Source organism: Ruegeria halocynthiae (assembly GCF_000743705.1).
Lineage (GTDB): Bacteria > Pseudomonadota > Alphaproteobacteria > Rhodobacterales > Rhodobacteraceae > Ruegeria > Ruegeria halocynthiae_B.
This window is the reverse complement of sequence record NZ_JQEZ01000001.1, coordinates 907,421-921,646: the sequence shown is the minus strand read 5'-3', so window position 1 is coordinate 921,646 and position 14,226 is coordinate 907,421. Positions and strand designations below refer to the sequence as shown.

Genomic DNA, 14,226 nt, shown 5'->3' with positions numbered 1-14,226 from the left:
CGTATCAGGCGAACCACATTTTGCGCGACATCTGGCCGTTCATCAGTTCTTGGGTGGGATCTGTGCCCCATCCGGCCAACTGATTGCTGACGCCTTCAACAAAGTCGTTGAACATCGGGCAAATCAGGCCGCCCTCGTCGCGGACCATCCGGCCCATTTGGCTGTAGATACCCTTGCGCTTTTCCGGATCCAACTCGGCGCGTGCCGCAAACAGCATGTCATCGAAGGCAGGAACCTGGAACCGTGTGTCGTTCCAGTCGGAAGTCGACAGATAGGCGGTCGAATACATCTGGTCCTGCACCGGACGGCCACCCCAATACGAGGCGCAGAAGGGCTGAACATTCCATACTTCGGACCAGTAGCCATCATTCGGTTCGCGCTGGATTTCCAGCGGAATACCGGCTTGCGCTGCTGTCTGCTGGAACAGGGCTGCGGCATCCACAGCACCCGGAAAGGCGCCATCGGCGACCCGCAGGATGATCGGCGATCCATCATGCCCGGATTTTTTATAGTGTTCTGCCGCTTTCTCGGTGCTGAACTCACGCTGGGCGATCGATTCGTCAAACAGCGGATAGGCAGCGTTGATCGGCATGTCATTCCCGATCGAGCCGTAGCCGCGCAGGACTTTGTCCACCAGTTCTTCGCGGTTGACCGCGTGCTTCAGCGCCAGGCGCAGTTCGTTGTTGTCAAACGGCGCGGTGTTGCAGTGCATGATAAAGACATAGTGACCACGACCAGCCGTCGAATGCACCGTGAGATTGGGTGCGCGGCCCAGCAGGTCGGCAACCTTGGGCTCGACCCGGTTGATCGCGTGAACCTGACCGGATTGCAGCGCCGCCGTACGTGCGGTTGCATCGTTGATCACGACAACTTCGACACTGTCAAAATGACCGAAGTCACTGTTCCAGTGGTTGTCGAACTTGGTGTACACATGGCGCACGCCGGGCTCGTCCACTTCGACCTTATAGGGGCCGGTCCCAATGCCTGCACCGGGGTTGTCCATGCCGCCATCGGGCTGAATGATCAGGTGATAATCGGCCATCAGATAGGGCAGGTCGGCGTTCGGCTCTGTCAGGGTGACCTGAAAGTTGTTGCCGTCAGCCTTCATCGACTCGATGCCCTTCATGATGCCCAGGGCACCGGACTTTGAATCTTCGTTCGAGTGACGTTCCATGGTCTTCAGAACATCTTCGGTGGTCACGGTCTTGCCGTTGTGGAATTCGACCCCCGGACGCATCTTGAAAGTCCAGACCTTGGCATCCGCGCTGCCTTCGACGCTTTCGGCAAGGCGGGGTTCGATCGTGCCATCCGGCGCAACCTCGACCAGCGTGTCGCCAAACTGCTTACCGTTAACGAACGGAACCGAGCTGGCGTAGGTGGCCGGGTCAAGCGAGTTGGTGGATTCGCCGCCCTGCAGGCCAAACTTCAGTGTACCGCCCTTTTTCGGCCCGGCCGCGCGTGCCGCGTCGGCGAACATCGTGCTGGCCATAGCAGCAGATACACCCAGGGCCGCAGCTTTCCCCATAAATTCGCGGCGGGTCAGCTTTCCGGCTGTTACCTGTGTGGTCATGTGAGTGAGTTGTTCGTTCATCCAAAGATCTCCCGTTGGTGGTTATTTTGGCCCTTGGCGGGCTTTTTATTGGCGTTTGAGTCAAAGTTGGCGCATTTCGACCCGGCGGACAAGGACAAATGTCTGGCGCGGAATCGTTCGAAAGTCATATCTGATTGCGTGGAACGATGTCCTCCATATCCCTTGAATATACCAGTTTTTCGCCTTCATAGGCTTTTAGCGTGGCCTTTAGGAAAAATTCCCGGTTGTCGGACCACATCTCGCAGGACGTTTCGGTGCGCAGGTCGATATCACCCCGGATCATCTGTTGCGTCCAGCGGCACAGGCCCTTTGCCGACAAGGGGTCGTCGGGGTGAATCGACCAACATTCATAGGCCGTTCCACCGTAAACCAGGCCATGCTGGTTGTCTTTGATCAGGCCAAAATCATCCTCGATGACCAGGTGTGTTTCACCCGAGTTCATATCCGTTTCGACCCGTCGCGCGTTTTTGACGTTACGCAGCGTCGATACGTCCTGCGGGGTCTCAGAATCGGGCGGGGGAAACTGATATTCATCCGAACCCGGCGATTGCCGGTTAGGGATCGTTACGTCACCGCCCGTCAAGTGCAGCTCAACCGGTTCGGGGGATGGCCAGATCAGCGGCCAGTAAGCGCTGGAAACAGCAATCCGCAGCCGGTGCCCTTTGGGAACGCGATAGGCGATGTGATCAAGGTCCAGCGTCATGTCATACGGGGTGCCGGGTGTCAGGGGTTCTGGCCGGGCATGGTCGTCACGATGGGACAGGTTCAGCACCCCATAGGTGATCCGGGTCGTGGCCCCGTCCGGGTGGATATGGTTCAACCGGACCGCAACCTGCGCCTGCGGGCGATTGGCGCTGATGCGCAACCGGACGCGGGGTGCGCCGACGATACTCAGATCCTCGGTCAGTGGCGCGCCGTCGAAACAGGTTGACAGCGCGTCGTCGGGGCGCTGATCCCCCGGCATGTCCGGTCCCAGCCAGATGGCGCAATATTCACCGCTTTCCATGCCGCAGGTTTGCGGAGAGCTGACCCGGACATCCAGCGGCCCGGCTTGTCCAAGACCGTCATTGGATAAGCGCAGCGTCTGACAGGGCAGATGCGATGTCGCCCCCGTGTCTTCGGCGACCCACCGGCCCGGCCGTTCGCTGTACCACCGCTGCGGGCGTACACCATCCATCAGGTACGCGCGGTAATCGGGGTCTTGGTCGACGCCGGTATCCAGACCTTTCAGCCAGTGATCCCACCAGCGCAGCGCCTCTTGCAGAAAACCGATCCGGGGTTCGGGTACCGCGAAGTGGGGGTATTTGTGCACCCAGGGGCCGACGATCCCCTTGACCGGAGCGTCAAGCTGTTCAACCAGCCGCGGCACCGTGTTCTTGTACCCGTCACCCCAGCCGCCAACCGCCAGTGTCGCGGCTTGGATGGCGCTGAAATCCTCGCAGACAGACCCATGCTGCCAATAACCGTCCCGTGTCTGGTGCCGCAGCCAGACTGAAGGCAAGAAGGGTTCATTTTCTAGCCGGTCCAGCCACGCCTCACGCCAGTTCGGGCGCAGCGCCGGGTCTGGTGTGCGTGACGAATAAGACCACATGGTCGCGCCCCAGCCCAGGTTCTCGTTCAGCAGGCAACCGCCCTTGTAATGAATGTCGTCAGCATAGCGGTCGGCGGTCGAGCACAGGGTAATGATGGCCTTGAGCGGCGCGGGCTGCATCGCCGCGACTTGCAGCGCGTTGAACCCTCCCCAGCTTATGCCCATCATCCCGACATTACCCGTGCACCACGATTGCCCGGCCAGCCATTGAATTGCCGCGACCGCGTCATCTTGCTCTTGCTGGGTGTATTCGTCCTCCATCAGCCCATCGCTGTCGCCGTTGCCGCGCGTGTCAACGCGAATGCAGGCATAGCCACGTTTGGCAAACCACGGATGGGTCAAAGCATCCCGCGCCGCAGTCCCGTCGCGTTTGCGATAGGGCAGAAATTCCAAGATGGCCGGAACAGGGTTTTCCTCGGCGTCTTTGGGTCGCCAGACCCGCGCGGACAGGCGGCAGCCGTCCGGCATCTCGATACCAACGTCGGCGAGGTCGTCGATGTCACGCAGCGCGTTTGAGGGGTGGTTCATTTGCTCAATGTCCGGGTCTTGCGTTTTTGAGGTCAGGTCAAAATCGTCGGATCAGTGGCGGATTGCGACAAGAAGGTCCATTACGTTAGTCCCAGTCGGGCCTGTCACCAGCAAAGCCCCCTTGCGATCCAGATAATGACCGCTGTCCGCCCGCTGCAACGCCAGTGCTGCGCCGTCGCCCCAAGTGGTCCCGTCGACAATGCCGCCGGCGGCCTGTGTTGGACCGTCGGTGCCATCGGTTCCGCCAACGACGACCGTGATCCCCTCGCTGCCTGAAATCTCGCGGGCCAGCGCCAGCGCCAGCGCCTGATTACGCCCGCCGCGTCCCGGGTCGTCCGGCAGGACCACCGTTGGCTCGCCGCCAAAGATCATGACACCGTGGGGCATGGCGCGTGTGCGCGCACCCAGTGTTTCAGCCACCTTCAGGTAATCGTTGTGCAGGCATTCTTCGTTGGCCAGCACGGGCAGACCTTCGGTTTGGGCAAGCTGCACCGCCGCCGCGCGCGCATGGGCGTTCGAGGCCACGATCCGGGCCTCGGCCTGAAAGCCGCAATGGTCGGGAATGGCCCCGATACCCGATCCGATGACATTCAGGTCATCACCGGGCACATCCGATATCGCCAGAACGGTGACTTCCCCGCCCCGGAAATGAGACAATAATCCACCGCCCTTGATCCGCGAAAGCTTGCGGCGCTCCGTGTTCATTGCGGTGATATCCAGACCCGCTGCCAGCAACTTCTTGTTCAACAGTTCCAGATCAGACAGCGATTTGCCAGGCACTAGGTCTTCGGCCAGTGATGAGGCCCCGCCCGAGACCAGTAACAGCAGATGCGTGCCGGGTTCCATCGCCTCGACCGCCTTGCGTAGGGCTGCGCCACCCCGAAGGCTGCGGGCGTCGGGGATGGGATGCGACGCCTCGATCACCGTGACATATTCGGGCAGATCGCGCCCATGGTCGTCCTTGGTAACCACCAGCGTCGGGCGCGGCCCGAAATGTTCCAGCGCCGCACGGGCCATTGCCGCTGCGGGTTTGCCAACGGCCAGTATCTGATCGGGCTTGGCGATATCGCGCAACACTTTGCTGGTCGCCGCGTGGCCACCCACAGCCGCTACACCAGCCTGCCAGATGCGAATTGCCTGTTCGGGTCCGCCCATCAACTTTCCAGCCAAATCGTCACCGGCCCGTCGTTGACCAGTTCCACAGCCATATCCGCCCCGAACTGCCCGGTTTCGACCGGCACGCCGTGGGTCTGCAGCCGCTGGGCAAAGACCTCATACAGGTGTTTACCCACCTCCGGCGGGGCCGCTTCGGAAAAACCCGGCCTGTTCCCGCGTGACGTGTCGGCGGCCAGCGTGAATTGACTGATCACCAGCGCCGAGCCTTCGATGTCCACCACCGACCGGTTCATTTTACCAGCATCATCTTTGAAGATACGCAGTTTGGAAGCTTTGGCGGCCAGTTGATCCGCCGCTTTTTCATCATCGCCCTGCATCGCGCAGACCAGGATCATCAGACCCGGCCCGGTCTGGCCGATCACCTGACCTTCAACCGAAACTCTGGCATGAGATACACGTTGTAATACTGCGCGCAAATTCGTTCTCCGCCTGCTGCGTTTGCTATTCCAGCCAGTCGACGATCTCGCTCAGATCGGCACGCTTGGTGCGAAAACTGTTGGCTGGATGATCCTTATCCGCATAGCCGAAGGAAATCGCACATAAAACCGCCCGGTCATCGGGAATGTCGAAATACCTGCGCAGGAACGGGCTGTAGGCGGCCACCGCTGCTTGCGGGATCGTGGCCACACCCAAGGCTTGCGCGGCCAGTGAAAAGGCGGTGACGAACCCGCCGCAATCCATCGCGCCATAAGCCCCCAACTCTCTGGGGCTGGAAAGGATGGCGCAATGCGGCGCGCCAAACAGCAAGAAATTCTGCATCATCTGATGGGCCGAGCCCGCCCGGTCACCGCGTTCCACGCCCACCGCCTCGTACAAAGCCCAGCCACACGCCCGGCGGCGATCCTTGTAAATCCCGGAGTAAGACATGGGAAACGGCAGGTCCGGGGCAGGGGCGCCGGTCGCGGCCTCATTTTGCATCGCCGTGCGAAACCGGTCGGTTTCTTCGCCGCTGGTGACGGCTACATGCCAGGGTTGGGCGTTGCACCAACTGGGCACACGCGCGGCGCTGGTCAGAATTTGCGCGATCTGATCCTTTGGCACCGGATCGGGGCGAAACGCGCGGCACGAATGGCGCGCGGCCAGCAGTTGGTTCAGATCGAACAGCGTCACTCTGGCCTCCTCCCCCTTGGCGTTAACGCACGCCAGAATGGTGGCTGCCCAGCGGAAGTTCAAGCGCAGTCACTATAAATCTTCGATGCTTGGGCTTTAGGTCACCCTTGCTGGCCGGTCGCCATCAGATACCCGACGCCCGCCGCAACCAGCAGCCCCAGAACAACGGCAATGGTGATCTTGATGGCCGACCAGGGGCGCTCTCCCTGAACGCGGCCGGTGCGGCCGTTCACCACGAACCGGTATGTTTGGCCGCGGTATTTATAGGCTGCCATCCAGACCGGCAGAAGAATGTGCTTAAAGGTCACGTCTCGCACATCTGTATCAATCGCATGTATCCGCTGGCGGTCACCGCCGATGTCAAACCGCACGTCCCGTTCGATCACCCGCGCTATATACCCGCGTGCCTCGGTGTAACCTTCCTGCAGTTCTACGGTATAGGCCTCGGCCCGGAATCCGGCCAGATACTCGGGTTGATAGGGTTCCAGCGCGGGCAAATCCCAGGGTTCCAGCGCATCGGTGTACTTTTTGGGCAGCGAGCGTGATGCCAGCACCAGAACATCGTCGAAAAACCGCGCCACGCGGCCGGATTTTGGCGACCACCGCACCTTGGGCACCTGCTGCTGGACGCGCTTGCCGTCCCGCATGACGGTTCGGGTTTCATAGTAAACCGTACCACGTTCGCCGCGATAGCTGGATTGGGTGTCGGCATCGAACGTCCAATAGGGCACATAGATGCCCTGCATCTTGCGGCCTTTGCGGGCGTAATCCTTCAACCCGTTGGGCGCAAACCAGAGCCGACCCAACCAATCCCCCATCGCCTTATGCGCCGTGCGTTCATCCAGCGCAAAGGGCAAGACGCCGCGCGGTTTGATATGTCGGCTGACCCCGGTATCCGTGACCACAGGCGTGGCGCAGAACGGGCATTCCGCAGCGTGAGTGGCAGGGTCGAACTCGACCTGAGCCGCGCAGTTGGGGCAGGACAGGACACGGGTTTCCTCGATCTCGCTGTCCGGCAACTGGTCGGCGATGGCCGCGTCAAAATCCAGCTCTTTCAGGCTGGCACCGCCCCAGGGGCCAGCGCCGATGGCCTCGGAATGTCCGCAATGATCACAGGACAGGCTGCCGTCATCAGGATTGAACCGGTAATCCGCGCCGCATTGGTCGCAGGGAAATCTGTGTTCGTCGGTCATTGCTTTGCCTCGATTGGAAGGTCGTATTTTCCGGGACCGATAATCAGGCGCACGATCAAGGCCGCGAGGGTGCAGATCAGGATGAACTGGAATGAGTTCTGAACAAGTAACCACCAACCGTAATCAGTCAATAGGCCGTTTACTTCTATTGTATCTTTGCCGTCTCCATAGCTGGACTTAGTCTTGGATTCCTGTGACTTGCGCCACCCTCTGTAACGGCTGAAGGCAACCCAAACGGCCACAAGGCTGAACCCAATTCCTGCACCCCAATATGCTGCGCGGACATAGCTTGTCTTGCGTCGCATCATGATTCGCAAAAACGGTTTGACCAACAACCAACAAATGAAAAGTGAAATTGGCAGGCCAAATAATGCATACCAGAAAACAAGGGACAGCGAGTTCAGATCCAGGCCAATTCGATAGGCGTGAGAGAAAATCGGCACGCCAATAACGCCTACCCACCCCAGAAGCGCGCACAGTTTGACCGCGCACGCGATGTCGCGCTGGGAATAAGGAGCCACCCGATCGGCGTTAGTCACGGGGTTAGCTTCCGGGCGGCGGGGGCGGCAGAATTGTGAACAGCTGTGCCAGTTCCTGCACATCGCCAGCCTTTTTCCAGCCGTCCTGACCGGCAGTCCAGACATGGGTGTCACGCGTAATCTCTCCATCCGTGGCCATGCGACCCATCTTGGCCTTCGAGAACGGGCCACTTGTCTGACCATCCACCGCGATATGCCACACATGCTCGACCGGAGGCGGAGGCGGCGGGGCCGCGTGCGCTGCCGGTTGCGAGGCAGCGGGGGCGGAACCGCCCCACGGGCCGCTGGGCTGACCCGCTGCCATGTTCGACATCTGCTGTGCCATCGCCATTCCCATTCCCATGCCAAGACCCGCACCCATACCGCCACCCTGACCGGGATTATTGGCGGCTGCGGTCATGGCTTCAGCAGCGGAGTATTGGGTGAACTTGCCCAGATCACCGGCCAACCCCATGGATGTCCGCTTGTCCAGCGCCGCCTCTACCGCAGGCGGTAGCGAGATGTTTTCGATATAGAATTCCGGCATTTCCAGCCCATAGCCGTCCAGCACGGGCGAAACCTCGGCCGCGATCAGCTTACCCAGGTCGGCGGTATTGGCGGCCATGTCCAGAACCGGAATGCCTGATCCGGCGATCACGCGGCTGAATTCCTGTACGATGATATTGCGGATCTGAAAGCTGATCTCATCCATCGTGAATTCGCCGTCGGTTCCCACGATCTCGATCATGAATTTCGCCGGATCCTTTACCCGCGTGGTGTAAGAGCCAAAGGCCCGAATGCGGGTTGGGCCGAATTCCGGATCGCGCAACATGATCGGATTCTTGGTGCCCCATTTCAGGTTATTGAAGCGGGTCGTGTTGACGAAATAGATCTCGGACTTGAACGGGGACTGAAAGCCGTGGTCCCAATGCTGCAGGGTCGTCAGGATCGGCATGTTGTTGGTCTCAAGCATGTAAAGACCGGGCGTGAACACATCCGCCAGTTGCCCTTCGTGCACAAACACCGCCGCCTGTCCTTCGCGCACGGTCAGCTTGGCGCCATATTTGATCGCATGCCCTTCGCGTTCAAACCGCCAGACCATGGTGTCGCGGGTGTCGTCGACCCAGTGAATGACGTCGATGAATTCTCCGGTCAGAAAATCGAAAATACCCATTGGGGTCTCCTTTCCTAGGGCTCAGAGAGGCTGGCCCATCAATTCGCGTGCAATAATCCGTACCACAGGGCGGGCGTCTTCTGCCGACACTCCGGGTTTCAGGCGTGGGTCGTAAAGCATTGTCAGCAGCTTTTCGTCATGGCTTGTCAGCAGCGCAAATTCATCATCATCGTTGAAAATCGACGGTCGCGCCGCGGGGCTGTCATTGGACAAGCCAAGCCCCTGGGCGATTTCCTCGTGAATGCAACTGCGGCGCGTTAGATCGGGCAGTTCGGTCCGGATCAGCGTCACCGCGCGTACAAACTGAAAGGGCGCCGCCGAGGTCGGAGACGCAAATACAAGGCAATCTATATTGGCGCGCGGGTTTGCGACCAGATCCAGCGAGGGCGTGCTGATGCCGGGGATCAGTTGTTTGAGGCGCTGAACCACATAGGCGCTGTCATCTTTGCCCGCAAAGAAGACATGGAAATTGGCCTTGCGATTGACGACCGAGATCGGGTGATCTGTCAGCCGAGCCAGCCGTGCGGTAAACGCCTCAACCTCAGCGGCATCTTTCTCGCGCGCGGCGGGGGCGACCGAGGGGGCAAATTCTGCCTGCACGCGCACCGGGACCGACCAGCGGCTCAGCTGCCCATCCGTGCGCTGCGTAGGGGCCGTTACTGCGTGGTCTGGGTATTCGCTGTAAAAGGCGATGGCCTCAAAGTTACGCGCCAGATCATCGGCATCATAAGGCGTGTCGTGGTTGCCGCCGTCCACGCGCAGCATACCCCGGGTCTGCAGATCACGTTCAACCCGTTGATAAAACCGGGCCAGATCCTGACTGGCGGCGGATGCAGGGACATAGGCATTGGGCGCAGGGGCGGCGGCCACCGGGCGCGGTTTCGGAACAACCGAAGACGTCAGAGTTTCATCGCAATTGGCCAGCGCCAATAGCGATACAAATCCCAACAGGGGCTTCAGATAGACCGACAACCGCACACCCAGCCCGCCGTCAGCCCGGGACTGCCGTTCCGGCGTTGTCGCCGATCCCGTCCTTGCGCGCCTTGGCCGAGGCCAGAGTATCGCGCAGCTCGGTTTCCATCTTCTGCAACTCCTGCTCGGCGGCGGCGCGTTTGGCTTTGCCCTCATCCGCGATTGCGAGGCTTTCATTGATCGTACCGATCAGATCCGCATTGGCCTGTTTGACCGCTTCGATATCAAACACACCGCGTTCCATTTCCTCGCGGATCATCTTGTTCGACTGACGCAGATTGGCCGCGTTCGAGGTCAGCAGTTCATTCGTCAGGTCGTTGGCTTCGCGCACGGCCGAGGCGGCCTCGGCGCTGCGTTGGATGGTGACGGCCTGTGCCAGCTGGGTTTCCCACAGTGGCACGGTGTTGACCAAAGTCGAGTTGATCTTGGTCACCAGCGATTTGTCATTTTCCTGTACCAAGCGGATCGAAGGCAGCGATTGCATTGTTACTTGCCGGGTCAGTTTCAGATCATGCACGCGACGTTCCAGATCATCACGGGCGGCGCGCATGTCGCGCAGCTCCTGCGCTTTCATCACCTGTTCTTCTTCTGGCGCAGCCTGAACCTGCGCCTCTTTTTCCGGGATATCGTGGCTGTCCAGCTCGGTCAGCTTTTCCTCACCCGCCGCGATATAAAGCGCCAGTTCGTCATAAAACCCAAGTGTCTTTTCATACAGCAGGTCCAGCGACTTGATGTCTTTCAGCAAGGTATGCTCATGGCCCAGCAGATCGTCGGTGATCCTGTCGATCTGACCCTGAACGTCTTCGAATTGCGCCGTGAATTTCGCAAAAGGGGCCGCCTTGCCCAGCAGCCGTTCCCACCAGCTGCGCTCGCGGCGTACGTCCAGTTCGCTGACGGAAAAGCCCCGGATCGTGGTCACGATATTGCGCAGGCTATCCCCTGCAGGGCCGACATCCTTATTGCGCACATCCGCCAGCATGGCCTGACTGATCTCTTGCAACTCGGCCTGAGCGGACGAGCCGAACGAGACGATCGAATTGGTGTTGTCCATGTCGATCTCATCCATCCGCTTGCGGATCTCGGCGCTGACCGGGTCGTCTGCCTCTTCCAGCGAGATAATCTCGGCCGTGGGGTCGGGCAGGGCAACGGCTGTGACCTCTTGCACCAGCGTTTCCGCTTCGACCGCCTTGTTCTTGATCTCATCGGACATGGGGTAATCCTTTCTCGAAAAAATGGCCGGTCAGTCCAACCGGACGCCTTCGCGTTGCAGCCTTTCGCGCAACACGTCAATTTCGACCGTCAGATCACTGCGGTCGTCCAATAGCATCTTGCGCGTGCGCGCGGCGAAATTCTGTTCCAGATCATCCAGCAACGCCGAGTAATCGGTCAGCGCCTGCGCGTCCCGGGTGCGGGCATAGACATCGGCGAACTTCACCGTCGCATCGCGTGCGCCCTGCAAATAGACGGTCAGGTATTTTCGGGCACCGGCCAGATCACGCGGGTCCTCTTCGACGGTGCGGAACATGTCGCGGGCGGTGTCCTGAAACCGTTCGACCCGCGCTTCGATCTGACGGTCACCGGCGCGTTTGATGGCATCGGTCATATCGGTCAGGTGGTTTTCGGCGTCTTCGACCACCCGGGCGACGCGATCTTGCTGAAAGGTGTCGACCCCTTCCATGCCTTTGTCCTTCATTGGATCCAGGCCGAAGGACACAGAATGCAGGGCGGTTGCCACGACACCAAACAGAACGGGCGCCAGCAGGCTGGCTTGCGCGGCGGTTTCGGCATTCAGGTATTCGGTTCGGTATGCGGCAAGCGCGGCACCAAGACCGGTTAGCAGGCTTGCGAAAACCTTGCGTGGAAAGGCCGGGCGACGGGCGGTGCGGCGCGCATTATACGCGGCTTCGGCGCGCAAGCCTTCACGCAGCAGAAACGCGGCGGCGGTCAGCAGGCCCGCTGCGACCAGCCCGATTGTCATCCCGATGGCACCGTCGTTCAGTGACAGGAACACCAGCGGAACCGCAGGAAGAAACAGCAGGTTTACACGTGCGCCCGCAGGTTCGACCCGAGCGCGGTCAAATTGCCCCCGCGCAGGCTGCTCTGATGATGGAGAAGCGTCTTGCGGGCTGAATTTGCCGCCATACCGTTTGGCCATGCCCCTACAAGCCCCCCAATAGGCCGGTGCAGACGCCGATAAGCAGCGCCAGCAGCGCCACATAGGCCAGTTTTTGCACGCCGGTTCCGGACATGACGCCCCCTTCAGAATTCACCCTCACGGAAAATTTAGGGGATGAGGCGGCCCGGCGCTAGGGGAAAGGTTGCCTAACTCGCGTCACTTGCGAGGTTTCTTGCCGACGGTTGGCCGTTTTCTTTGTGGCCGGGCGGGTCGTTTGGGGGTGTCTTCGGTTTGGACCTCGGCATCCAACCCCAATTGATCGCGCATCACGCGGCGGCGGATCTCTTCGACTTCGCCAGGTTTCAGAGTGCCCAGCTGGAAGGGGCCGTAGGACACGCGCAGCAGCCGGTTCACAGCAAAGCCGATGTCTTCGATCGCGCGGCGGATTTCGCGGTTTTTGCCTTCGCGCAGGCCAATGGTCAGCCAGGCGTTTGCGCCCTGCTGACGGTCCAGCGTTACGGTCATCGGCTGGAAACGTTCGCCATCGACAACAAGACCCTTGCGCAGCGGTGCAAAGTCTTCGTCTTTTGGCCGCCCGTTCACGCGCACGCGGTACTTTCGCAGCCAACCGGTCGCGGGCAGTTCCAGCTTGCGCTTGATGCCGCCGTCATTGGTCAGCAGCAACAGACCTTCGGAATTCAAATCCAGCCGCCCAACGCTCATGACGCGAGGCATATCTTCGGGCAGTTTGTCGAAAATGGTCGCACGGCCTTTCTCGTCGCGGGTCGTTGTCACCAGACCAGAGGGCTTGTGATACAGCCACAGGCGTGTGGGTTCCGGTTCGGATACCGGTTTGCCATCGGCGGTGATCTTGTCTTTGGCGGTGACGTTCAGGGCCGGGCTGTCGATGACCTTGCCATTCACCGCAACGCGGCCTGCTTCGATCATGCGTTCAGCCTCGCGGCGCGAGGCGACACCCGCGCGGGCCAGCACTTTGGCGATCCGGTCGCCGGGAGGAGGGGTTTTGTTCATCCGCAGGCCATAGCGCATCCCGCGCGCTTGCGAAAGGCAGGTTTCTGATGCAGTCAGGGGCATGGAGTTCAGATCGCATATGAACCTGGCGCTGGAACAGGCCCGGGCCGCAGCGCAACGCGGAGAGGTTCCTGTGGGCGCTGTCATCGTCGCGGATGGCCGCGTCGTGGCCGCCGCCGGCAACCGCACGCGCGAGTTGAACGATCCCACTGCCCATGCCGAAATTCTTGCCCTGCGCGCCGCCTGCGCCGCAGCCGGATCAGAGCGGCTGGCCGGTCATGATCTGTATGTTACGCTGGAACCCTGCGCGATGTGCGCGGCGGCCCTGGCTGCGGCGCGTATCCGGCGCATCTATTACGGTGCTGCCGATCCGAAATCTGGCGGCGTGGCCCATGGCGCGCGGGTGTTCTCGCATAAGCAGGCGCATCATGTCCCCGAAATCTATGACGGGATCGGCGGTCAGGAAGCCGCCGATCTGTTGAGAGATTTCTTTGCCGCGCGGCGCGATCCTAAAGGCTGATCGGCTGCATAACCTGCGGCTCGATCACATCAACACCGGGTAACCCATCCACCAGCACCTGCGCCGATTGTTCCAGAATCGGGAAGGTCTGATAGTGGCAGGGAATCACGGTTTTGAAATCAAAGTACCGTTTGGCGGCATAAGCCGCGCCCTTCATATCCATGGTGAAATGGCCACCCGCCGACAGGATGCCGATGTCGGGTTTGTAGTAATCGCCCATCCAGTCCATATCGGCCATGATATCGGTATCCCCGGACACATAGACCATATGTCCCTCGGTCGCGATCATGAACCCAACCTCGCTGCCGCCGGTGCGCAGGCCATCCGGCGTCGAAAAGGTCGAACTGTGCGAGGCTGGCACCATCGACACTTTGACGCCGTTCAGATTGACCGTGCCGCCTTTGTTGAAGCCGACGGTTTCCAACCCTTCCGACTCGCTCCAGAAACCCATCAGATCATATTGACCAACCACCGGCACCTTGAGGTGCTTGGCCAGCGATACGACGTCGGCGACGTGATCGAAATGGGTGTGCGTCAAAAGGATATGCGTCGCCCCTTGCAGCGCGGCATCGTGCTGGCTTTCCGACAGGACCGGATTGCCGGTCAGCCACGGGTCGATCAGCAGAACCTGACCTTGCGTTTCTATGCGGAAACTGCCGTGGCCCAGCCAGATGATATTCATGAAATAGTCCTCCCAAACAAACT

General features: G+C 60.3%; 14 protein-coding genes. 1 reads left to right on the top strand and 13 read right to left on the bottom strand.

All coding sequences use genetic code 11. The annotated features are described in order from the left end of the window. Positions 1-4: 4 nt before the first annotated feature. From JT51_RS04480 to JT51_RS04425, 12 genes are all read right to left on the bottom strand, one after another. Positions 5-1,591 carry an ABC transporter substrate-binding protein gene (locus JT51_RS04480; RefSeq protein ID WP_037308302.1) on the bottom strand — a complete coding sequence of 529 codons (1,587 nt, stop codon included), beginning with the start codon at positions 1,589-1,591 and terminating at the stop codon, positions 5-7. Between the two features lie 124 nt (positions 1,592-1,715). Beyond that, positions 1,716-3,710, bottom strand: coding sequence for a CocE/NonD family hydrolase (locus JT51_RS04475; RefSeq protein WP_037308300.1), 1,995 nt, complete (start codon positions 3,708-3,710; stop codon positions 1,716-1,718). Between the two features lie 51 nt (positions 3,711-3,761). After that, positions 3,762-4,865: a glycerate kinase type-2 family protein gene (locus tag JT51_RS04470; RefSeq protein ID WP_037308298.1), complete on the bottom strand. Its 1,104-nt coding sequence runs from the start codon at positions 4,863-4,865 to the stop codon at positions 3,762-3,764. After that, positions 4,865-5,302: a D-aminoacyl-tRNA deacylase gene (gene dtd / locus JT51_RS04465; protein WP_037308296.1), complete on the bottom strand. Its 438-nt coding sequence runs from the start codon at positions 5,300-5,302 to the stop codon at positions 4,865-4,867. The genes JT51_RS04470 and dtd overlap by 1 nt, the downstream gene beginning before the upstream one ends. 25 nt (positions 5,303-5,327) lie before the next feature. Then, the gene (locus JT51_RS04460; protein ID WP_037309486.1) at positions 5,328-5,996 is read right to left on the bottom strand and encodes a nitroreductase; all 669 of its coding nucleotides are present in this window, start codon (positions 5,994-5,996) and stop codon (positions 5,328-5,330) included. 101 nt (positions 5,997-6,097) lie between these two features. Continuing rightward, entirely contained in the window at positions 6,098-7,189 is a 1,092-nt protein-coding gene (locus JT51_RS04455; RefSeq protein WP_037308293.1) for a TFIIB-type zinc finger domain-containing protein, read from the bottom strand. After that, entirely contained in the window at positions 7,186-7,728 is a 543-nt protein-coding gene (locus JT51_RS04450; protein WP_037308290.1) for a hypothetical protein, read from the bottom strand. The genes JT51_RS04455 and JT51_RS04450 overlap by 4 nt, the downstream gene beginning before the upstream one ends. Positions 7,729-7,732: 4 nt before the next feature. Beyond that, positions 7,733-8,881 carry an SPFH domain-containing protein gene (locus JT51_RS04445; RefSeq protein WP_037308287.1) on the bottom strand — a complete coding sequence of 383 codons (1,149 nt, stop codon included), beginning with the start codon at positions 8,879-8,881 and terminating at the stop codon, positions 7,733-7,735. A gap of 21 nt (positions 8,882-8,902) precedes the next feature. Further along, positions 8,903-9,859 carry a DUF2927 domain-containing protein gene (locus tag JT51_RS04440; RefSeq protein WP_419177296.1) on the bottom strand — a complete coding sequence of 319 codons (957 nt, stop codon included), beginning with the start codon at positions 9,857-9,859 and terminating at the stop codon, positions 8,903-8,905. A gap of 13 nt (positions 9,860-9,872) precedes the next feature. Further along, complete coding sequence (locus JT51_RS04435; RefSeq protein WP_037308285.1) at positions 9,873-11,063, bottom strand: toxic anion resistance protein; 1,191 nt, start codon at positions 11,061-11,063, stop codon at positions 9,873-9,875. 30 nt (positions 11,064-11,093) lie between these two features. After that, on the bottom strand, positions 11,094-12,008 hold the full coding sequence (locus JT51_RS04430; RefSeq protein ID WP_037308282.1) for a 5-bromo-4-chloroindolyl phosphate hydrolysis family protein: 915 nt from the start codon (positions 12,006-12,008) through the stop codon (positions 11,094-11,096). Between the two features lie 177 nt (positions 12,009-12,185). Then, entirely contained in the window at positions 12,186-13,064 is an 879-nt protein-coding gene (locus JT51_RS04425) for a pseudouridine synthase (RefSeq protein ID WP_037308280.1), read from the bottom strand. On the opposite strand from JT51_RS04425, the gene JT51_RS04420 reads away from it, so the two are divergent. Beyond that, positions 13,063-13,521, top strand: coding sequence for a nucleoside deaminase (locus JT51_RS04420; RefSeq protein WP_037308277.1), 459 nt, complete (start codon positions 13,063-13,065; stop codon positions 13,519-13,521). The two genes, JT51_RS04425 and JT51_RS04420, sit on opposite strands and share 2 nt — an antisense overlap. Here JT51_RS04420 and JT51_RS04415 read toward each other — a convergent pair. Further along, on the bottom strand, positions 13,511-14,203 hold the full coding sequence (locus JT51_RS04415; RefSeq protein WP_037308274.1) for a metal-dependent hydrolase: 693 nt from the start codon (positions 14,201-14,203) through the stop codon (positions 13,511-13,513). The genes JT51_RS04420 and JT51_RS04415 overlap by 11 nt on opposite strands. Positions 14,204-14,226 lie beyond the last annotated feature (23 nt).